General features: G+C 69.9%; 14 protein-coding genes and 4 pseudogenes. 4 read left to right on the plus strand and 14 right to left on the minus strand.

From position 1 onward, the window contains the following. Positions 1 to 287: 287 nt before the first annotated feature. The 5 genes and pseudogenes from M8J73_RS41755 to M8J73_RS45845 form a co-directional block, all read right to left on the minus strand. Positions 288 to 1973 (minus strand): ribonuclease J, encoded by a 1686-nt coding sequence (locus M8J73_RS41755; protein ID WP_055537248.1) that lies wholly within the window; start codon positions 1971 to 1973, stop codon positions 288 to 290. Between the two features lie 169 nt (positions 1974 to 2142). Further along, complete coding sequence (dapA, locus tag M8J73_RS41760; RefSeq protein ID WP_055537247.1) at positions 2143 to 3042, minus strand: 4-hydroxy-tetrahydrodipicolinate synthase; 900 nt, start codon at positions 3040 to 3042, stop codon at positions 2143 to 2145. A 227-nt stretch (positions 3043 to 3269) separates the two neighbouring features. Then, positions 3270 to 3719 (minus strand): annotated as a pseudogene (gene thyX / locus M8J73_RS45835) (FAD-dependent thymidylate synthase); the annotation flags it as partial. Between the two features lie 3 nt (positions 3720 to 3722). Then, a pseudogene (locus M8J73_RS45840) lies at positions 3723 to 4649 on the minus strand (HNH endonuclease); the annotation flags it as partial. Next, a pseudogene (locus M8J73_RS45845) lies at positions 4629 to 4919 on the minus strand (FAD-dependent thymidylate synthase); the annotation flags it as partial. The pseudogenes M8J73_RS45840 and M8J73_RS45845, both read right to left, overlap by 21 nt. 188 nt (positions 4920 to 5107) lie before the next feature. Here M8J73_RS45845 and M8J73_RS41780 point away from each other — a divergent pair. Beyond that, complete coding sequence (locus M8J73_RS41780; protein WP_055537245.1) at positions 5108 to 5665, plus strand: SCO5741 family PH domain-containing membrane protein; 558 nt, start codon at positions 5108 to 5110, stop codon at positions 5663 to 5665. A 64-nt stretch (positions 5666 to 5729) separates the two neighbouring features. Here the strand turns inward: M8J73_RS41780 and M8J73_RS41785 are convergent, their stop codons facing one another. The 6 genes from M8J73_RS41785 to eccD all read right to left on the minus strand — a co-directional run bounded on the left by M8J73_RS41785 (position 5730) and on the right by eccD (position 12953). Further along, positions 5730 to 6185 carry a tetratricopeptide repeat protein gene (locus M8J73_RS41785; protein WP_055537244.1) on the minus strand — a complete coding sequence of 152 codons (456 nt, stop codon included), beginning with the start codon at positions 6183 to 6185 and terminating at the stop codon, positions 5730 to 5732. A 17-nt stretch (positions 6186 to 6202) separates the two neighbouring features. Continuing rightward, a complete protein-coding gene (gene dapB, locus M8J73_RS41790; protein ID WP_055537243.1) occupies positions 6203 to 6955 on the minus strand; it encodes a 4-hydroxy-tetrahydrodipicolinate reductase in 753 nt (250 codons plus the stop codon). A 34-nt stretch (positions 6956 to 6989) separates the two neighbouring features. Beyond that, on the minus strand, positions 6990 to 8369 hold the full coding sequence (locus tag M8J73_RS41795) for a M16 family metallopeptidase (RefSeq protein ID WP_055537242.1): 1380 nt from the start codon (positions 8367 to 8369) through the stop codon (positions 6990 to 6992). Beyond that, positions 8366 to 10585, minus strand: a complete 2220-nt coding sequence (locus M8J73_RS41800) for a polyribonucleotide nucleotidyltransferase (protein ID WP_055537241.1) — start codon at positions 10583 to 10585, stop codon at positions 8366 to 8368. Before M8J73_RS41800 ends, M8J73_RS41795 begins: the two co-directional genes overlap by 4 nt. Before the next feature lie 356 nt (positions 10586 to 10941). Continuing rightward, positions 10942 to 11229, minus strand: a complete 288-nt coding sequence (gene rpsO / locus M8J73_RS41805; RefSeq protein WP_030583699.1) for a 30S ribosomal protein S15 — start codon at positions 11227 to 11229, stop codon at positions 10942 to 10944. 212 nt (positions 11230 to 11441) lie between these two features. Beyond that, the gene (eccD, locus tag M8J73_RS41810) at positions 11442 to 12953 is read right to left on the minus strand and encodes a type VII secretion integral membrane protein EccD (RefSeq protein ID WP_055537240.1); all 1512 of its coding nucleotides are present in this window, start codon (positions 12951 to 12953) and stop codon (positions 11442 to 11444) included. 317 nt (positions 12954 to 13270) lie between these two features. Here eccD and eccCa point away from each other — a divergent pair, with 317 nt between their 5' ends. Together eccCa and M8J73_RS41820 are read left to right on the plus strand one after the other, a co-directional pair. Continuing rightward, positions 13271 to 17239 carry a type VII secretion protein EccCa gene (eccCa, locus tag M8J73_RS41815; RefSeq protein ID WP_079054676.1) on the plus strand — a complete coding sequence of 1323 codons (3969 nt, stop codon included), beginning with the start codon at positions 13271 to 13273 and terminating at the stop codon, positions 17237 to 17239. Between the two features lie 103 nt (positions 17240 to 17342). Then, positions 17343 to 17818, plus strand: a pseudogene (locus tag M8J73_RS41820) (hypothetical protein); the annotation flags it as partial. Between the two features lie 102 nt (positions 17819 to 17920). Here M8J73_RS41820 and M8J73_RS41825 read toward each other — a convergent pair. Continuing rightward, on the minus strand, positions 17921 to 18196 hold the full coding sequence (locus M8J73_RS41825) for a hypothetical protein (protein WP_055537239.1): 276 nt from the start codon (positions 18194 to 18196) through the stop codon (positions 17921 to 17923). A gap of 515 nt (positions 18197 to 18711) precedes the next feature. On the opposite strand from M8J73_RS41825, the gene M8J73_RS41830 reads away from it, so the two are divergent. Next, positions 18712 to 19029, plus strand: a complete 318-nt coding sequence (locus tag M8J73_RS41830) for a DUF397 domain-containing protein (protein WP_055537238.1) — start codon at positions 18712 to 18714, stop codon at positions 19027 to 19029. Between the two features lie 51 nt (positions 19030 to 19080). Here the strand turns inward: M8J73_RS41830 and M8J73_RS41835 are convergent, their stop codons facing one another. Both M8J73_RS41835 and M8J73_RS41840 read right to left on the minus strand, forming a co-directional pair. Further along, positions 19081 to 19389, minus strand: coding sequence for a WXG100 family type VII secretion target (locus M8J73_RS41835; RefSeq protein ID WP_055537237.1), 309 nt, complete (start codon positions 19387 to 19389; stop codon positions 19081 to 19083). A gap of 37 nt (positions 19390 to 19426) precedes the next feature. Further along, complete coding sequence (locus M8J73_RS41840) at positions 19427 to 19768, minus strand: WXG100 family type VII secretion target (RefSeq protein WP_055537236.1); 342 nt, start codon at positions 19766 to 19768, stop codon at positions 19427 to 19429. Between the last annotated feature and the right edge of the window lie 245 nt (positions 19769 to 20013).

Genomic DNA, 20013 nt, shown 5'->3' on the forward strand with positions numbered 1-20013 from the left:
CTCGGGCTTTCCTCCGGGCGCTTCCCTTCGGTCTTGCGTTTCCGACTCTATCAGATCGTTTTCCGATCCGATTTCCTCGGTGCTTTCCAGGTTTCCGCTTTCGCGTTTCCCTTTCCGGCGCTTCCGACTTTATCAGAAGTTCTGAGTCGGAATTTCCGCCCGGTCCGGGTGGCTCCTGACGCACAGTTGCGTCGGGTTCCCCCCTGGGCGGAGCCGTAAACGTACTGGAGCGGGGCGCCCCGATGCAAATCGAGGGGCCCCGCTCCCAGTCAGGTGCTGACGGAGGGTCAGACCTCAACCACCACAGGCAGGATCATCGGCCTGCGTCGGTATGTGTCCGAGACCCACTTGCCCAGGGTGCGTCGGATGAGTTGCTGCAGCTGGTGGGGCTCGACGACCCCGTCCTGCGCCGAACGCTCCAGGACTTCGGTGATCCTGGGGACGACGTCGCCGAAGGCGGAATCCTCGATACCGGAGCCGCGGGCCTGGATGTGCGGGCCACCGGTGATCTTGCCGGTGGAGGCGTCCACGACCACGAAGACGGAGATGATGCCCTCGTCACCCAGGATCTTGCGGTCCTTCAGGGCCGGCTCGCCGACATCGCCGACCGAGAGGCCGTCGACGTAGACGTAACCCGCCTGGACCTTGCCGGAGATCCTGGCCTTGCCCTCGATGAGGTCGACGGCGACGCCGTCCTCGGCGATGACGATGCGGTCGTGCGGGACGCCGGTCATGGCGCCCAACTCGGCGTTGGCGCGCAGATGACGCCATTCGCCGTGGACCGGCATCAGGTTCTTCGGGCGGCAGATGTTGTAGAAGTACAGCAGCTCGCCGGCCGAGGCGTGTCCGGAGACATGGACCTTGGCGTTGCCCTTGTGGACGACGTTGGCGCCCCAGCGGGTCAGGCCGTTGATGACGCGGTACACCGCGTTCTCGTTGCCGGGGATCAGCGACGAGGCCAGGATCACCGTGTCGCCCTGGACGATACGGATCTGGTGGTCCCGGTTGGCCATGCGGGACAGGGCCGCCATCGGCTCGCCCTGGGAGCCCGTGCAGACGAGGACGACCTCGTGGTCGGGCAGGTCGTCGAGCGTCTTCACGTCCACGACCAGGCCCGGCGGGACCCTCAGATAGCCCAGGTCCCTCGCGATACCCATGTTGCGGACCATCGAGCGGCCGACGAAGGCGACCCGGCGGCCGTACTCGTGGGCCGCGTCCAGGATCTGCTGGATGCGGTGGACGTGGCTGGCGAAGCTGGCCACGATGATGCGCTTGCGGGCGCCCGCGAAGACCTGGCGCAGAACATTGGAGATGTCCCGCTCGTGCGGGGTGAAGCCCGGGACCTCGGCGTTGGTCGAGTCGGAGAGGAGGAGGTCGATGCCCTCCTCACTCAGCCGGGCGAACGCGTGGAGATCGGTCAGACGGTTGTCCAGCGGAAGCTGGTCCATCTTGAAGTCGCCGGTGTGGACGACCATGCCCGCGGGGGTGCGGATCGCCACGGCCAGGGCGTCGGGGATCGAGTGGTTGACCGCGACGAACTCGCAGTCGAAGGGGCCGATGCGCTCGCGGTTCCCCTCCGCCACCTCGAGGGTGTACGGGCGGATGCGGTGCTCCTGGAGCTTCGCCTCGATGAGGGCGAGGGTCAGCTTGGAGCCGATCAGCGGGATGTCGGGCTTCTCGCGCAACAGATACGGGACACCACCGATGTGGTCCTCGTGGCCGTGCGTGAGGACGATGCCCTCGATGTCCTCGAGGCGGTCCCGGATGGACGAGAAGTCCGGCAGGATCAGGTCGATTCCGGGCTGCTCCTCCTCGGGGAAGAGCACTCCGCAGTCGACGATCAGCAGTCGGCCGCCGTACTCGAAGACGGTCATGTTGCGGCCGATCTCGCCGAGGCCGCCGAGCGGGGTGACCCGCAGGCCACCCTCGGGCAGAGGCGGGGGCGAGCCCAGTTCAGGATGCGGATGACTCAAAAGACTCTCCTCACCACGCGCGCCACGTGCCTGTGTGGCACGTGGCGCGCGTGACGTTCGTGCATAAGCAGTTGTGTATGGGGATGCAGGCACTCGCGTCCTGCGTATTCAGTTGTGAAGTCGGATGCCGCACTGTGCGATGCCAGGTCGCGCCGCGCGAAGTCTGGTGTTAGAGCTGTACCCCGCCGGCAGCAAGATCGATCTTGAGCTGGGCGGTCTCCTCGGGCGAGAGCTCGACCATCGGGGCGCGCAGCGGTCCGGCGGGCAGTCCCTGGAGGGCGAGCGCCGCCTTGGTGGTCATCACGCCCTGGGTGCGGAACATGCCCGTGAAGACCGGGAGCAGCTTCTGGTGGATCTCCGTGGCCTTCTGGACGTCGCCGGAGACGTACGCCTCGACGAGGGTGCGCAGCTCCGGGGTGACGACGTGGCCCACGACGGAGACGAAGCCGACCGCGCCCACGGAGAGCAGCGGCAGGTTCAGCATGTCGTCACCGGAGTACCAGGCGAGGCCCGAGCGGGCGATGGCCCAGCTGGCGCGGCCGAGGTCCCCCTTGGCGTCCTTGTTGGCGACGATCCGCGGGTGCTCGGCGAGGCGGACGATCGTCTCGGTGTCGATGGGGACGCCACTGCGGCCCGGGATGTCGTAGAGCATCACCGGGAGGTCGGCGGCGTCCGCGATGGCCCGGAAGTGGCGGTACAGGCCCTCCTGCGGGGGCTTGTTGTAGTACGGCGTGACGACGAGGAGGCCGTGCGCGCCGATCCGCTCGGCGGTGCGGGCCAGCTCGATGCTGTGGTGGGTGTCGTTCGTGCCGACGCCGGCGATGATGTGGGCGCGGTCGCCCACGGCCTCCAGGACGGCTCGTACCAGGTCCGATTTCTCCGCGTCACTGGTGGTGGGGGACTCACCGGTGGTCCCGTTGATCACCAGGCCGTCGTTGCCTGCGTCCACCAGGTGGGTGGCGAGCCGCTGCGCGCCGTCGAGGTCGAGTGCGCCGTCCGCCGTGAAGGGCGTGACCATGGCGGTGAGGACCCGCCCGAAGGGGGTCTGCGGAGTCGAGGTCGGAGCCATGGGTAACACGCTACTCGTTGCTCAGGGCGGGGTCTGCCCTCGGGAGCCGGGAAAAGTCAGGACAAATGCGGAGCCCGGCACTGCCTGCTCGGGGGTTCAAGCAGTGCCGGGTCCGTTTGATCAGGCTAGATGAACTTCGCGAAATGCCGCAATACGGACACTTCACTCGGCTGACCCGTACATCTGTGCCTGGCCGAAACGCATCTGTTCATTGAGGTGTCCGCGCCTCAGGGGGCGACCCGGCCGTTGGCATTGAAGGCGGCGTGGGTCAGCGGCATGAGCCTGGCCCACTCCGCTTCCATCTTCTCGCCGACCATCTCGATCTCCCGCTGCGGGAAGGACGGCACCTTCGCCAGCTCGTGCTGGGTGCGCAGGCCGAGGAAGTGCATCAGCGAGCGCGCGTTGCACGTGGCGTACATCGAGGAGAAGAGCCCGACCGGCAGCACCGCGCGGGCGACCTCACGCGCCACCCCGGCGGCGAGCATCTCCTGATACGCCTCGTACGCGTGGACGTACGAGTCCTCCATGACCCGTCCGACCAGCTCCTGCTGCCCCTGGGTGCCCTCGACGAAGACGTACTTGCCGGGGCGGCCCTCCTGGACGAGCTTGCGGGACTCGTCGGGGACGTAGAAGTGGGGCTGGAGCTCCCGGTAGCGACCCGACTCCTCGTTGTACGAGTTGTGCACGACGATCCCGTTCGCGAGGAAGTTGTGCCAGGGGCCTTCCACGGAAAGGTCGTAGGTCATCTCTTCGCCGTCCTGCTCGATGGCGACGATCCGGTCCGGCACCGCTTTGGCGATCTTGCCGCCGCGCTGGGCCAGGGCTTGCTCTTCAGCGCTCTTGATCGCATGACAGGGCTCACACGCGGGCGCGAGGTTCCTCTCGTCGAGGGCCCGGGTCAGATCACCAGCCACCGGAACCACGTGATCCAGGGCGAGATCCGCACGGGGGAAGCGCTGACCGCACAGGTGGCAGCTGTCGGTCTCCTTGATCAGGCGTTCTCGCTGCATGGAGGTCCACACGCCGATCCCTCGCCGCAGGCTCGGCGGCACCAGTGCCTCCGACGGACGGGGGGCGGTCCCCGCCACCATGACCGCGTCACCGACGGCCAGTTCCCCGGCCTTGCACCAGCCCTCGGGCGTGAACACCGCGTGATCGACCGTGGAGCGGAGCGTCTTCCCAGACTCCGTGGTGATCCTGATGAGAGGCTTCACCCCGGACTCGATGACATCGACGATCCTGGCACGCCGGGCGAGCATCGTCTCTTCGTCGTAGCAGCGCACGTGGTTGCGACGAACCGACTCGAGCTTGCGAAGCCGCGTACTGGGGTGCAGTTCCCGGAATTCCGCCACGGCCGACTCGGCTGCCTCACGGCTCTCGTACAGGCCGAGGTAGTGGTTCCTGCCGCCACGCCGGACCTGTGCCGTCCACTTTCCGGCCCTGCTGTGCCAGGTCACTCCACCGGCGGAATGCGGAAGGCGGTCCTCGACGCCGAGGTGCCAGAGCTTGTACAGCTCGGCGATGGTGCGTCGACGGAGGTTGCCCGCCTCGCTCTCCAGCGTGATCTCGGTGTCACCCGCGATGCACCAGCCCACGCGGTGGCGCATGAACTCGCGGAAGACGAAGATCGGGGCGCTGATGAAGAAGGTCATCGAGTTGTGCTCGAAGGGGCTGCCGTGCCGGTCCCGCATGAGGTAGTTGATGAGGCCCTTGGAGCGCTCCGGGTCCCTCTTCAGCTCGTCCAGCGACTGCTCGCCGGCCGTGGAGACGCGGGCCGCCCACAGCACGTCGGAGTCGGACGCGCTGTGCTTGACCAGCTCGACGGTGACATCGCTGCGGAAGCTGGGCTTGAGATCGTCGGCGGGGGTGTCGGTCACGGCTCGAAAGGTCCTTCCCATTGCTGCTCTCGGGCGGCGCCCACTCTACGGGCCGCCACCGACAAGGGAGCGGTTGGCCTGAGTTGTACCGCCTTGTGCCCCCATCGGCCCCCGGGAGTGGTGGGCCCGGGTCCGGCTCGGTAGCCTCACCCGGCACAACCTGTGCGTGGATCGAGTGAGGATCAGCCGTGCCCCTGCCCTTCCTGACCGCCGATCGCGCCTTCGACCAGGCGGTGGACGAGGCGCTGCCGTTCGACGACCGCGACCGCTGGCGGCGGCCCTACCGGCCCGGCCCGTGGCGGGTCGGCGCGGCCGCGCTCCTGCTGCTGCTCGCGTCGTACGTGCTGGTCGCGGCGGTCATCATCGCGGCGGCCGACTCGCCGCAGGCGGGCGCGCTGTGCTTCGGGGCGGCGCTGCTGATCATCGCCTGCACACTGCGACTGCTGCGGGTCGGCATCTGGGTGAGTGCGCGGGGCGTGCGTCAGGTGAGCTTCTTCCGGACGCGTACGGCGTCGTGGGAGCCGAACGTGTCGGTGCGCACGGTGCAGCAGCCAGTGCGGTGGCTCGGGCTGCCGCGGTCCGTGCAGGGGCAGGCGCTGCTCCTGGTGCGCAGGGACCGGGTCCAGGAGTATGTGACGCCGCTGATGACCAGCCACAACGCCGACTTCCTGGCGCGTGCGGAGGCCTTCGACCGGGCAGCCCACACGATCGGGGCATGGGCGGCCGCGTACGGGCGCGCCGCGTAGCAGATCGAACGGGTGAGGGGCCGGTCCGTGTGTGCGGGCCGGCCCCTCACCCGTTGGTGGGATGTCAGGGGGTCGGGATCGGCTTGCCGTCGTGGAGCGCGATGGCGCGCTGCATCGCCTTGCGGGCCCGCGGGGTGTCGCGGGCGTCGTGGTAGGCGACGGCGAGGCGGAACCAGGTGCGCCAGTCGTCGGGGGCGTCCTCGGTCTCCGCCTTGCGCTGCGCGAAGACCTCGTCGGCCGAGGCACGGTCGATGCGGCCGCTCGGGGTGCGCTTCAACTCGTCGACGGGCAGGCCGCCTTCGGCATCGAGTTCGGCGGCGAGCTGGTTGGCCCTGCGGACGAACTGGGTGTTCTTCCACAGGAACCAGATGCCGATCGCGGGCAGGACGAGGACGGCGACGCCGAAGGCGATCGTGATCGGTGTGCCGGTCTCGATGAGCATGACCCCGCGGCTGCCGACCAGGACGAAGTAGACGACCAGGACGGCTGCCGTGACGGCGTAGGTGATCTTCGCGCGCATGGTGGGTGCCCGGCCGATCAGCCCAGGTCGAGGAAGTGCTCGAGGCCGAAGGTGAGGCCCGGGGTCTGCACCACGCGGCGGGCGCCGAGCAGGATGCCCGGCATGAAGCTGCTGTGGTGCAGGGAGTCATGACGGACCGTCAGGGTCTCGCCCTCGCCGCCGAGCAGCACCTCCTGGTGGGCGAGGAGGCCCCGCAGGCGTACGGCGTGGACGGGGACGCCGTCGACGTCGGCGCCCCGCGCTCCGTCCAGGCCCGTGGCCGTGGCGTCCGGTGCCGGGGCGGTGCCGGCGGCGCGGCGGGCCTCGGCGATGAGCTGGGCGGTGCGGGTGGCGGTGCCGCTGGGGGCGTCGACCTTGTTCGGGTGGTGCAGCTCGACGACCTCGACGGACTCGAAGTAGGGCGCGGCGATCTGCGCGAACTTCATGGTGAGGACGGCCCCGATGGAGAAGTTGGGCGCGATGAGCACGCCGGTCTCCGGGGAGCCGTCCAGCCAGGCCTTCAGCTGCGCGAGGCGCTCGTCCGTCCAGCCCGTGGTGCCGACGACCGCGTGGATGCCGTTGCGGACGCAGAAGTCGAGGTTGTCCATGACCGAGGCGGGCGTGGTCAGTTCCACGGCGACCTGGGCGCCCTGCTCGGTGAGGGTCTCCAGCTTGTCGCCCCGGCTCAGGGCGGCGACCAGTTCCATGTCCTCGGCGGCCTCGACGGCCTTGACCGCCTCGGAGCCGATACGGCCCTGTGCACCGAGGACCGCCACGCGCAGCTTGCTCATCTGTCTTGCTTCCTTCTGGGCCTTGTGGGAGAGGTCAGGCGACGGTGTCGTGGAGTCGGGACGCCTGTTTGTCCTTGAGCGGGCCGATCACCGACAGGGAGGGGCGCTGCCCGAGGACGTCGCGGGCCACGGCGCGGACCTCGTCCGGTGTCACCATGGCGATCCGGGTCAGCATCTCGTCGACGGACATCTGCTCGCCCCAGCACAGCTCGCTCTTGCCGATGCGGTTCATGAGGGCGCCGGTGTCCTCCAGGCCGAGGACGGTGGAGCCCTTCAGCTGGCCAATGGCCCGGTCGATCTCCTCGTCGGGCAGTCCGTGCTCGGCGACCTGGTCGAGCTCGTCGCGGCAGATCTTGAGCACGTCGTGGACCTGGGAGGGGCGGCAGCCGGCGTAGACGCCGAAGAGGCCGCAGTCGGCGAAGCCGGACGTGTACGAGTACACGCTGTAGGCGAGGCCGCGCTTCTCCCTGACCTCCTGGAAGAGGCGGGAGGACATGCCGCCGCCGAGCGCGGTGTTGAGGACGCCGAGGGCCCAGCGGCGCTCGTCGGTGCGGGCGAGGCCGGGCATGCCGAGGACGACGTGGGCCTGCTCGGTCTTGCGGCCGATCAGCTCGACGCGGCCGGCCGTGCGCAGGCTGCGCCGGCCGTCGCGCGGAGCGATCGGGGTGGCGTCGGCGCGGCTGAGGGCGCCGGCCTTCTCGAAGGCCGCGCGGACCTGTCGTACGACCTTGTTGTGGTCGACGTTGCCGGCGCAGGCGACCACGAGGTGGGTGGGGTCGTAGTGCTTCTTGTAGAAGCGGCGGATGCGGTCGGCGGTGAGGGCGTTGACCGTGTCGACCGTGCCGAGGACGGGGCGGCCGAGGGGGGAGTCGCCGAACATGGTGTGCGCGAACAGGTCGTGCACGCAGTCGCCCGGGTCGTCCTCGGTCATCGCGATCTCTTCGAGGATGGCGCCGCGTTCGACGTCGACGTCCTCCTCGCGGATCAGCGAGCCGGTGAGCATGTCGCAGACGACGTCGATGGCGAGGGGCAGGTCGGAGTCGAGCACGCGCGCGTAGTAGCACGTGTACTCCTTCGCCGTGAACGCGTTCATCTCGCCGCCGACCGCGTCGATCGCGGACGATATGTCGAGCGCGCTGCGCCGGGTCGTGCCCTTGAAGAGCAGGTGCTCCAGGTAGTGCGTGGCGCCGTTCAGGGCGGGCGTCTCGTCGCGGGAGCCGACGTGGGCCCAGATGCCGAAGGTGGCGGAGCGCACCGACGGCAGGGTCTCGGTGACGATGCGCAGGCCGCCCGGGAGGGTGGTCCTGCGGACGGTGCCGATGCCGTCGGCGCCCTTGATCAGGGTTTGGGTACGGGCGACGGCCCGCGCCTCCGTGGAGGTGCGGGCCGTCGCCTTGGAGCTACGCGACGTCACTTGTCGGCGTCGTCCTTCTTCTCGTCCGAGCCCTCTTCGCCCTCGATCACGGGGATGAGGGAGAGCTTGCCGCGGGAGTCGATCTCGGCGATCTCGACCTGGACCTTCTGGCCCACGCCGAGGACGTCCTCGACGTTCTCCACGCGCTTGCCGCCGGCGAGCTTGCGGATCTGCGAGATGTGCAGCAGGCCGTCCTTGCCCGGGAGCAGCGACACGAACGCGCCGAAGGTCGTCGTCTTCACGACGGTGCCCAGGTAGCGCTCGCCGACCTCCGGCATGGTCGGGTTGGCGATGCCGTTGATCGTGGCGCGGGCGGCCTCGGCGGCCGGGCCGTCGGCGGCACCGATGTAGATGGTGCCGTCGTCCTCGATCGTGATCTCGGCGCCGGTGTCCTCCTGGATCTGGTTGATCATCTTGCCCTTGGGGCCGATGACCTCGCCGATCTTGTCCACGGGGATCTTGACGGTGATGATCCGCGGGGCGTTGGGGGACATCTCGTCCGGGGTGTCGATCGCTTCCATCATCACGTCGAGGATGTGGAGGCGGGCGTCACGGGCCTGCTTGAGGGCGGCGGCCAGGACGGAGGCCGGGATGCCGTCCAGCTTGGTGTCGAGCTGGAGGGCGGTCACGAACTCCTTGGTGCCGGCGACCTTGAAGTCCATGTCGCCGAAGGCGTCCTCGGCACCGAGGATGTCGGTGAGGGTGACGTAGTGCGTCTCGCCGTCGATCTCCTGGGAGATCAGGCCCATGGCGATACCGGCGACGGGGGCCTTCAGGGGCACACCGGCGTTCAGCAGCGACATGGTGGAGGCGCAGACCGAACCCATGGAGGTCGAGCCGTTCGAGCTGAGCGCCTCGGAGACCTGGCGGATCGCGTAGGGGAACTCCTCGCGCGTCGGCAGGACCGGGACGAGGGCGCGCTCGGCAAGGGCGCCGTGGCCGATCTCGCGGCGCTTCGGGGAGCCGACGCGGCCCGTCTCGCCGGTGGAGTACGGCGGGAAGTTGTAGTTGTGCATGTAGCGCTTGCGCGTCACCGGCGACAGGGTGTCGAGCTGCTGCTCCATGCGGAGCATGTTGAGGGTGGTGACGCCCAGGATCTGCGTCTCGCCACGCTCGAACACGGCGGAGCCGTGCACGCGCGGGATGGCCTCGACCTCGGCGGCGAGCGTACGGATGTCCGTGACGCCACGGCCGTCGATGCGCTTCTTCTCCTTGATGACGCGCTCACGGACCAGGGACTTGGTCAGCGAGCGGTACGCGGCGGAGATCTCCTTCTCGCGGCCCTCGAACTGCGGGAGCAGCTTCTCGGCGGCGAGCGCCTTGACGCGGTCCAGCTCGGTCTCGCGCTCCTGCTTGCCGGCGATGGTGAGCGCCTGGGCGAGCTCGTCCTTGACGGCGGCCGTGAGGGCCTCCAGGACGTCGTCCTGGTAGTCGAGGAAGATCGGGAACTCGCCGGTGGGCTTGGCGGCCTTCGACGCGAGGTCCGACTGGGCCTTGCAGAGGACCTTGATGAAGGGCTTCGCGGCGTCCAGACCGGCGGCGACGACCTCCTCGGTCGGCGCCTCGGCGCCGCCCTTGACCAGCTGGATGGTCTTCTCGGTGGCCTCGGCCTCGACCATCATGATCGCGACGTCGCCGTCCTCCAGGGTGCGGCCCGCGACGACCATGTCGAAGACGGCGTCCTCGAGCTCGGAGTGCGTCGGGAAGGCCACCCACTGGCCGTTGATCAGTGCGACGCGGACGCCGCCGATCGGGCCGGAGAAGGGCAGACCGGCCAGCTGCGTGGACGCGGAGGCGGCGTTGATCGCCACGACGTCGTACAGGTGGTCGGGGTTGAGCGCCATGATCGTGGCGACGACCTGGATCTCGTTACGCAGGCCCTTCTTGAAGGACGGGCGCAGCGGGCGGTCGATGAGGCGGCAGGTGAGGATGGCGTCCTCGGAGGGACGGCCCTCACGGCGGAAGAAGCTGCCGGGGATCTTGCCGGCGGCGTACATCCGCTCCTCGACGTCCACCGTGAGGGGGAAGAAGTCGAGCTGGTCCTTGGGGTTCTTGGAGGCGGTGGTGGCCGACAGCACCATGGTGTCGTCGTCCAGGTACGCCACGGCGGAGCCGGCGGCCTGCTTGGCCAGGCGGCCCGTCTCGAAGCGGATGGTGCGGGTGCCGAAGGAACCGTTGTCGATGACGGCCTCGGCGTAGTGGGTCTCGTTCTCCACTAGCGATCTCTCCGTTACATTGTCGTCTTTTGTCCCGCGCTGTCCGTGTGACAGGGGACGGTGGCGGAGAAGCGCTCCGTGCGGTGCGGGCCGGTCTTCGATCGAAGCACCCGGGGTTCGCTGCCCCGGGGGCCACTACCGAGGACCGGCGGCGGCGTGGTGCGCTTCTCCTCGTTCGGTCGCGTGCGGTCACCCGTCCCGGGTGTCCTCACGCTGTGTCGTACATATGGCGTTGTGCTACCACACTACAAAGGGGCGGTGACACTCCGCACGTTTCCGTACGTACGACAAGGTCCGTACGTACGGCAAAGGGAGCGGCCCCCGATCGTTTCGGGAACCGCTCCCTTCACGGCGTCCTACTTGGCGCCGGCCGCACCGCGGCGGATGCCGAGGCGGTCGACCAGCGTACGGAAGCGCTGGATGTCCTTCTTGGCCAAGTACTGCAGCAGACGGCGGCGCTGACCGACCAGGATCAGCAGACCACGACGGGAGTGGTGGTCGTGCTTGTGGGTCTTGAGGTGCTCGGTCAGGTCCGAGATACGGCGCGAGAGCATCGCGACCTGGACCTCGGGGGAGCCGGTGTCGCCCTCCTTGGTACCGAACTCGGCGATGATCTGCTTCTTCGTAGCGGCGTCGAGCGACACGCGATACTCCTTCTGAGTCTCTTCGATGCCACCGAGCGCCCCTGGTCTTCGTCTCAGGGGGACTTCTGTGACTCGGGTGGCGGGATCCGTCGGCGCTGCCCAGCGGGGTCCCCGGAGGGAGTCCGCGGGGTGCGTACACAGACGGCCGTCACACAGCGTACCAGCACGCCAGGACGGTCCTGCCCGGGGGCCGGTCGGCGCGGGACGGGCGGTCAGCCGGTCATAGCGCGGGCGGCGGTGTAGACGTCGAAGACGGCCAGGGCCAGCGGGATCAGGGTCAGCAGGACGAAGCCCTCGAGGATCTCCAGGAAGCGGCCCCAGAAGGGGGTGAGGCCGCCGCGGGGGACGATCAGGCCGATCGCGGTGATCAGCGCGGCCAGCGCGGCGATGGCGACGACGAGCCAGACGGTACGGATCTCCAGGGCCGTGCGGTCGCCGGTGAGGGCCTCGCGGATCACCGCGTGCGGAGGGTCGAGGGCCAGCCCGAGGCCCAGCAGGACGAGGGAGCCGAGGCCCGCGGCGAGGCAGGCGCCGACCTGGGCGGTGTAGCGGAAGAGCTGGGCGCGCATCAGGAGGGCGGCGGCGGTCGCGAACGCGAGCAGCTGCGCCCAGACGTCGCCGGAGAAGCCGAGGACGGCGGCGGAGGCGACGGCGAGCAGGGCGCAGCCGCCGACGAGGCCGACCAGCAGTTCGTGGCCGCGCCGGGCCTGGGCCTCGATCCGGGCCAGGTCGACCGGCTCCTGCGGGGCGGGGTCGGCGCCGTACGCGGCACGGCCGGTGCTCGGGGGTTCGTAGCCGATGGGGAGGCGGGCGAACCGCATGGACATGCCCGGCAGGAAGGCCAGGGTCATGACGGCGAGAGGGGCGCACAGGGCGGCGATCTCGGTGGGCGTCCAGCTCAGCAGGATCGCGACGAACACCGTGACCATGGCGACGGCGGAGGCGAACACGCAGGCGACGAACGGGCCGTCGCCGCGAGGGGAGCAGACGGTCAGGACGACGGAGGCCACCAGCACGGCCGCGCAGCCGAGCAGGAACTGGAGTTTACCGACGCCCTGGCCGTCGGTGAGCGGGAGGAGTCCGGAACCGCCGACGCCCGCGTTGACCAGGGCGCCGATCCCGAGGGCGACGGCCGAGGCGCGGTCGCCGTAGACCCGGGCGCGGACGGCGGCGAGGGCGAGGAGGACGACACCGGCCACGGCCGCGAGGACGCCGATCCGACTGTGCATGTCGTGCCGCGGGTCGGCGGTCCAGACGACGAAGGCGAGCAGGACGGGCAGGACGCCACCGCCGACGAGGCCGGCGGCGCGCGTCAGCTCACCGCTCCACAGCCGGTGGTCGCGGGTCACGGCGGAGGCCACCGCTTCGGAGACGTCGTCGAAGACGGCTGGGGGCAGTGAGTCGGCGAAGGGCCGCAGGGTGAGAAGTTCGCCGTCGAGAATGCGCTGTGCGGCGAAGGAGCGCGCGCTGTCGAGAACCGTGCCGTCGCGGCGCACGAGGTGGTAGCCGACCGGGGCGCCCTCGGCGGGGCGCTGCCGGGAGAGTCTGAGGATCTCCGGGCAGAGGTCGGCGACCGGCACGTCGTCCGGCAGGGCCACGTCGATACGGCTGTCGGGCGCGACGATCGTGACCCGGCAGAAGCCCAGTCCCGTAGCGGCCCCGGCCGGGGCTCCCTGGCCGGGCGCGCCCGCTCCGGCTGTCGTCGCGGAGGCCGTCATGCTCACCTGCTGCTCCCCCTCGGTGTTGGTTCCGCGTCCGCGGTGTGAAGGTCCTGCGCCCCTTCCCCGGGGTCGTCCCACGGGTGGTCCGGCGGGACGCGAGGGAGGGGTCGGTGCGGTGGGCGGCCGGTGTCCGGGCGGCTCCGCATCGCGCGGATTGCCCTGTTTCGCCGACCGGATTCGTGTGTGCTCACGCGAATCCACCGGCACCCTACCGCCCGTCGGTGGGGGCCCGGGTCAGTAGGATCGCGCGGCGGCCCGCGTCCGCCCGACACGGGGCGGCGGACGGAACTCTCCGGGTCCGGCAAGGGAATTGGTGAGCGGTGAGCCAGATCGTTGTGAAGCGTCCACCGAGGGCGCTGCCGTCCGAGGTGCCGACGAACGAGGTCGTCCTGCAGCCTCCGCCGGAGTTGCCGCGCGGCCAACAGGAGAGCGTGCTGCTGCAGTTGCTGCCCACGCTCGGCATGGGCGGCTCGGTGGTCTTCTTCTTCACGAGCGGTCATCCGTTCATGAAGGTGATGGGCATGGTGATGATCGCGTCGACGATCGCCATGTCCATCGCGATGGTGGTGCGCTACCGCCGCGGCTCCCAGACGCAGTTGGCGGACATCCGCCGCGACTATCTGCTGTACCTGTCGCAGGCCCGGCGCTCCGCCGTCGAGACCGCGGGGAAGCAGCGCGACGCCCAGTACTACCTGCACCCCTCCCCCGACCAGCTGTGGGCGCTGGTCGCCGAGGGCAGCCGGCTGTGGGAACGGCGGCCGGGTGACGAGGACTTCGCGCAGGTGCGCATCGGTCTCGGCCCGCAGGGTCTCGCCACCCCGCTGATCGCCCCGGAGACCGGGCCGGTCGAGCAGTTGGAGCCGCTGGCCGCGGGCGCGATGCAGCGCTTCCTCGCCACCCACGACACCCTCGACGACCTGCCGATGGCGGTGTCGCTGCGCGCCTTCCAGCACGTCACCGTGGGCGGTGAGCAGGAGTCGGTACGGGCGTCGGTGCGCGCCCTGACCGGTTCGCTGGCCGCGCTGCACTCACCGGCGGACCTGATAATCGTGGTGATGGCCGGGCGGGAGGCCCTGCCGCACTGGGAGTGGGCCAAGTGGCTGCCGCACGTGCAGGCGCCCGGTGCCGCGGACGGCGCCGGCAGCCGCCGTCTCATCGGCGGCGATCCCCGCGACCTGGAGGACCTGCTGGCCGCCCGTCTCACCGGCCGCCCCCGCTTCCACGCCGGCGCGGCACCACTCCCCGACGAGCCGCACATCGTGGTCGTCCTCGACGGGATGTCCCTGCCGCCGGACTCCGTCCTCGCCTCCGCCGAGGGCCTCCAGGGCGTGACCGTCGTCGAGGTGGTACCCGGCGAGCCGGGCGGCGCCCGGGGCGACCTCTCCGTCCTCGTGCACCCCGGGTCGCTGCACCTGGAGTCGGGGCACGGGCTGGTCTACGAGGGGGTGCCCGACGCCCTGTCGTACGCGGCGGCGGAGGCGCTGGCCCGGCAGTTGGCGCCGCTGCGCATGGCGTCGGGCGGGGACGACGACGAACCGCTGCTCGCCAACCTGGAGTTCACGGATCTGCTGGGCCTCGGGGACGCGGCATCGGTGGACACGAACCGGACCTGGCGGCCGCGCGCGCTCGCCGAGCGGCTGAGGGTGCCGATCGGTGTCGGCGAGGACGGCCGGCCCGTGATGCTCGACCTGAAGGAGGCCGCGCAGGAGGGCATGGGCCCGCACGGTCTGTGTGTGGGCGCCACGGGCTCCGGCAAGTCGGAGCTGCTGCGCACGCTCGTGCTCGGCCTCGCGGTGACGCACTCCTCGGAGACCCTGAACTTCGTCCTCGCCGACTTCAAGGGCGGCGCGACCTTCGCCGGTATGGCCCGGATGCCGCACGTCGCCGCCGTGATCACCAACCTGGCCGACGATCTCACCCTGGTCGACCGCATGGGCGACTCCATCCGGGGCGAGCTCAACCGCCGCCAGGAGATGCTGCGCGACGCGGGCAACTACGCCAACATCCACGACTACGAGAAGGCGCGCGCGGCGGGTGCCCCGCTCCAGCCGATCCCCTCGCTGGTGCTGGTGATCGACGAGTTCAGCGAACTGCTCACCGCGAAGCCCGACTTCATCGAGATGTTCGTGCAGATCGGCCGGATCGGGCGGTCGTTGGGCGTGCATCTGCTGCTCGCGTCGCAGCGCCTGGAGGAGGGGCGGCTGCGGGGCCTGGAGACGTATCTGTCGTACCGCGTCGGTCTGCGGACGTTCTCGGCCGCCGAGTCGCGGGCCGCGCTGGGTGTGCCGGACGCCTACGAGCTGCCGAACGTGCCGGGTTCCGGGTTCCTGAAGTTCGGCACGGACGAGATGGTGCGCTTCAAGGCGGCGTACGTGTCCGGGGTGTACCGCTCGGGCGCGGCGGGCTCGGGCGCGGCGGGCGGGCCCCGGGCGGTGGACCGGCGGCCGGTGCTGTTCACCGCGACGGAGGTGCCGGTGCGGTACGCGGCGGTGCCGCGGCCCCGTACGGAGCCCGCGTCCGACGCGGACGACGCGCTCGCCGACACGGTGCTGGACGTGGTGGTGCGGCGGTTGGAGGCGCAGGGTCCGGCGGCCCACCAGGTGTGGCTGCCGCCGCTGGACAGCCCGCCGTCGCTGGACGTGCTGCTGCCCGGGCTGACGGCCGTGGAGGGCCGGGGGCTGACCCAGCCGGGGTACGAGGGCGCGGGCCGGCTGGTCGTCCCGGTCGGCATCGTCGACAAGCCGTTCGAGCAGCGGCGTGATCCGCTGTGGGTGGACTTCTCCGGTGCGGCGGGCCACATGCAGATCATCGGGGGCCCGCAGTCCGGCAAGTCGACGCTGCTGCGCACCCTGATCTCGTCGTTCGCGCTCACGCACACACCGCACGAGGTGCAGTTCTACGGGCTGGACTTCGGCGGTGGCGGTATGTCGGCGGTGGCCGGGCTGCCGCATGTGGGCGGGGTCGCCTCGCGGCTGGACCCGGAGAAGGTGCGGCGCACGGTCGCCGAGGTGTACGGCGTGATGACGCGCCGGGAGGAGTACTTCCGGGCGCAGGGCATCTCGTCGATCGCCGAGTTCCGGGCGCGGCGCGCCCGGGGCGACATCTCGGTCTCGGACCAGCCGTGGGGGGACGTCTTCCTCGTCATCGACGGGTGGGGCTCCTTCCGCACGGACTACGAGGGTCTGGACGCGGTGGTCCTGGACATGGCGGCGCGGGGCCTCGGGTACGGCATCCACCTGGTGCTGGCCGTGTCCCGTTCGATGGAGGTCCGTTCGAACCTCAAGGACCACATCATGAACCGCCTGGAGCTGCGGCTCGGCGACCCGATGGACTCCGAGATCGATCGCAAGGTCGCGGTGAACGTGCCCACGGGGGTGCCGGGGCGGGGCCTTGCGCCGCAGAAGCTGCACTTCATGGCGGCGGTGCCGCGGATCGACGGGCTGACCTCCGACACGGATCTGGCGGACGCCACGACCGCGCTGGCCGGTGAGGTCGCACGGCACTGGGAGGCTCCGGGCGCGCCGGAGGTGCGGTTGCTGCCGCGGCGGGTTCCGGTGGAGCAGTTGCCGCCGGGCGATCGCCTCCCCCGGCAGGGCGTCGCGTTCGGGCTCGACGAGGACAACCTGGAGCCGGTCTTCGTGGACTTCGAGCAGGACCCGTTCTTCCTGGTCTTCGGCGAGAGCGAGTCGGGCAAGTCGAATCTGCTGCGGCTGCTGGTCAAGCAGCTCACTCAGCGCTACTCGGGCGACGACTGCAAGCTGTTCGTGGTCGACAACCGCCGGTCCCTGCTGGATGTCACCCCGGCGTCCCACCTGGCCGAGTACATCCCGATGTCCAACGCCATGGACCACCACATGACGGCCCTCGCGGACCTGATGAAGCGGCGCACGCCCACCGCCGACGTGACCGCGCGGCAGCTGCGGGACCGCAGCTGGTGGCGCGGGCCGACGGTGTACGTCGTCATCGACGACTACGACCTGGTGTCCACGTCGAGCGGCAACCCGTTGAGCGGTCTCACCGAGCTGCTGCCGTTCGCCCGTGACGTCGGGGTGCGGTTCATCATCGCCCGTTCCACGGCGGGCGCCGGGCGGGCGTCGTACGAGCCGTTCATGCAGCGGATGAAGGAACTCGGCGCACAGGGTGTCGTCCTTGCGGGCGATCCCGGCGAAGGTGACCTGCTCGGAGGCGTCCGGCCCCGTCCGATGCCCGCGGGCCGGGGGATCTTCGTGTCGCGGCGCCGCGGCAAGCCGCTGGTCCAGACGGGCCTGGTCCCGGAGGAGACCCTCTGACGGGGGTCTCGGCGGCGCCCTGAGCCGTGCCCGGGTCCGGTAGAACGGCTGGGCGTCCACCGGCGGAACGAGGCGGGTGGCACCGGTCGGGAGGGACTCGGGCGTGGCGTGGGACGTGTGGGAGCAGCTGAAGTCGGGGGCCGCGGAACGGCAGTCGGCCGGCATGCGGTTGAACCAGCTGGAGCCCGGCGGTGGTGCTCCGGCGCCCGAGCGGTACGGGGACCTCAGGGTCGGTCAGGCCGACCTGGCGCGCATCGGCCGGAAGGCGTTCGGCCTCTACAACGACCTGTGGGACAAGGGCCGTCGGGCGGTGCCCTCCAGCGAGAGCGCCGCCGGCGCCCTGTCCCGGGGCGGTTTCGCGCTCGGTGGTGGCCTCAGGCGGGTCGCGACCCGCTGGGACGAGCAGATGGCGTCGCTGCGGGAGGCGTGCGCGCACATCTCGAACCACATGACCGTCAGCACGAAGCTGCACGCGGGGGCGACCACTACGTCCACGGGCTGATCAGCGGCATCGACACCCTGGACGCCGGTTTCGACGAACGGGTCGGGGCGCCGGGCAGGCCGAACCCGGTGTACGGGACCGGCGGCGGCACTCGCCCGGACCGCCGGCCAGATCCAGGGCACCATCGGCGCCGGACGCGCCTACGAGGGAGAGATCGAGGGCGGCACGCAGGACGCCGACTACAACTCCGTCCTTGAGACCACCAGCACATGGGGCGGCACCGCGGTCGGTATCGGCGTGGGGCTGGCGACGGCCCCGGTCGTGGGTCCGGGCGGCATCGTCATCGGCGGCGTGGCGGGAACGGCGGTCCACGAGATCATCGGCGCGATCACCGACGGGTCCCTGAAGGACTCCGCCGGGGACGTCGTCCATCGCAACGGCCGGCAATTCCAGGACACCGCGGATTCGACGTACCGGTTGGTCGAGGAGGCGGCGAGGAAGGCGGGCGAGAACACGGGAAGAAGGTCACCGCTGATCGAGGCGGTCGCGAGTTCGGCGCGGGACGGGGTTCGACAGTGCGGCCAACAACGTTCACCGCTACTTCAACGGCGAGGGAATTCCCCGGCAACTGGAGTCGGAGGACTGACGGTTGAGTGCGACGCGATCCAAGCTCCTCATCGCCTCCGGAATCGTCTCGGTCCTGGTGCTCCTGGCGGGTGCCGCGTACGCGTTCGAGCTTCCCCCGTTCGCGGGCCTCCCTGACCCCTTTCCCCGCCGGGGACAAAGCCGTCGCCTCTCCCCGGGTCGCCGCCGTCTATCTGCCGTGCACCTCGCACGGCAGCCGGCGGCACCTGAGTGTGGTCGTGCATCTCAAGCAGCCGGGTGACGCCGACGGGACCGCGCTGCGTTCACATCTGATCGTTTTGGCCAAGAACGCCGCCGTCTTCGCTCATCGGAAGGCCCGCTGCGACAGGGGGGCAGTAGGGTGGCTCGCACGGTTCGTTCGCACGTCAGGAAGGTTTTCATCAGGATGACCGACGCACCGGACACCGAGGTCGGCGCTCAGGCCGAGGACGTGAAGGCACGCAAGGAGCGGGAGAAGAACGAGCTGTACGCCCTCGACATCTCGGGGGTGGAGTGGCACTCCGCGCCCGGTACGGAGGAGCACGAGGAGCGGGTAGAGATCGCGTATCTGCCGGGCGGCGCCGTCGCGATGCGGTCGTCGCTCGATACCGAGACGGTACTGCGGTACACCGAGGCCGAGTGGCGGGCGTTCGTTCTCGGGGCGCGGGACGGGGAGTTCGACCTGGAGCCGGCGCCGCACAACGGCGGGCTCGCGGTGGAGTAGTGGACCACAGCAGCGGGTGGACCGACGTGCCCACCCGCTCGCTGGGTCACGTCACAGGAAGTAGCTCGCGCCCTTGAGGTCGCCGCCGCGGTAGTCACCGCCGGCGTCGCCGATCCGGTGGCCGATGGCCATGAGGGCGTCGCGGATGCCGTTGGCGTGCGTGTCCCAGTCCTTGTGCTGGGTCTTGAAGGCCTCGTGGGCCTCACCGCCCCAGCCTTCGGCGATCTTCTCGACGTCGGCCTTGAGTGCCTGGATCTGGTTCTCGAAGTCCCGGGCCAGGTTGCCGAGTTCGGTGGTGAGGGCGTCGAGCGTGCCGTACTTGACGGCAAGGTCCTGGTAGTCGCCGTTGACGTTCGTCATGACTGCCTTGTCTCCTTGGTGGTGGCTGCCGCCGGGACTAGTAGCTGCTGAGGGCCGAGGTCTTGCCGCCGAGGTCCTGGACGTCGATCCGGGTGATCTGCTGGTGGAGTTCGTCCTCCAGCTTGTCCTTGTCCTTGCGGTTGAGGTTGACGCCTTCGAGGACCTTCTCCAGCATGCGGCCGAGAGCCACCACGTGGTCGTTGATCTCGGTCTGCTTCTTGTCGAAGGCGATCGCGCCCTGGCCCGTCCAGTTCTTCTCGATCATGTCGATCGTTCCCTGGAGGCGGCCGAGGAGCTTCTTGATGTCGTCGTAGCGGTCGATGATCCCCTTCTCCAGCAGCCAGACGCTCTCGCTATTGAGCTTCCGTCCGTCCGTCATGTCTCGCACTCCCTTTCCCGAACTGTGGTCGCGGCCTTCACATCGGTGCATTCCCCACTCGATGGACCACTGTAGTCACTGTGTAAATTGCATCCAACTGAAGTTTGTGAGAAGTCAGTTGTGATAAGGGCGTTGCGTCGGTCGAGGGGCGCGCGGACCCTTTGCTACTCGAATGTGGAGCCTTTGCTCCTGGCGGTGCGGCGGCGTGCGTCACGCACCACCACGGCGGTGCCGGCGATGAGCGC

Origin of the sequence: Streptomyces neyagawaensis, from assembly GCF_023516595.1 — a bacterium.
Classification (GTDB): Bacteria; Actinomycetota; Actinomycetes; order Streptomycetales; family Streptomycetaceae; genus Streptomyces; species Streptomyces neyagawaensis.

What these genes read in the sequence shown, in the direction of transcription:
- dapB (WP_055537243.1), bottom strand. Translation starts at nt 6,955, where the DNA reads ATGAGCAAGCTGCGCGTGGCGGTCCTCGGTGCACAGGGCCGTATCGGC.
- dapA (WP_055537247.1), bottom strand. Translation starts at nt 3,042, where the DNA reads ATGGCTCCGACCTCGACTCCGCAGACCCCCTTCGGGCGGGTCCTCACC.
- M8J73_RS41830 (WP_055537238.1), top strand. Translation starts at nt 18,712, where the DNA reads ATGACCGACGCACCGGACACCGAGGTCGGCGCTCAGGCCGAGGACGTG.
- M8J73_RS41785 (WP_055537244.1), bottom strand. Translation starts at nt 6,185, where the DNA reads ATGCGCGCGAAGATCACCTACGCCGTCACGGCAGCCGTCCTGGTCGTC.
- M8J73_RS41840 (WP_055537236.1), bottom strand. Translation starts at nt 19,768, where the DNA reads ATGACGGACGGACGGAAGCTCAATAGCGAGAGCGTCTGGCTGCTGGAG.
- M8J73_RS41835 (WP_055537237.1), bottom strand. Translation starts at nt 19,389, where the DNA reads ATGACGAACGTCAACGGCGACTACCAGGACCTTGCCGTCAAGTACGGC.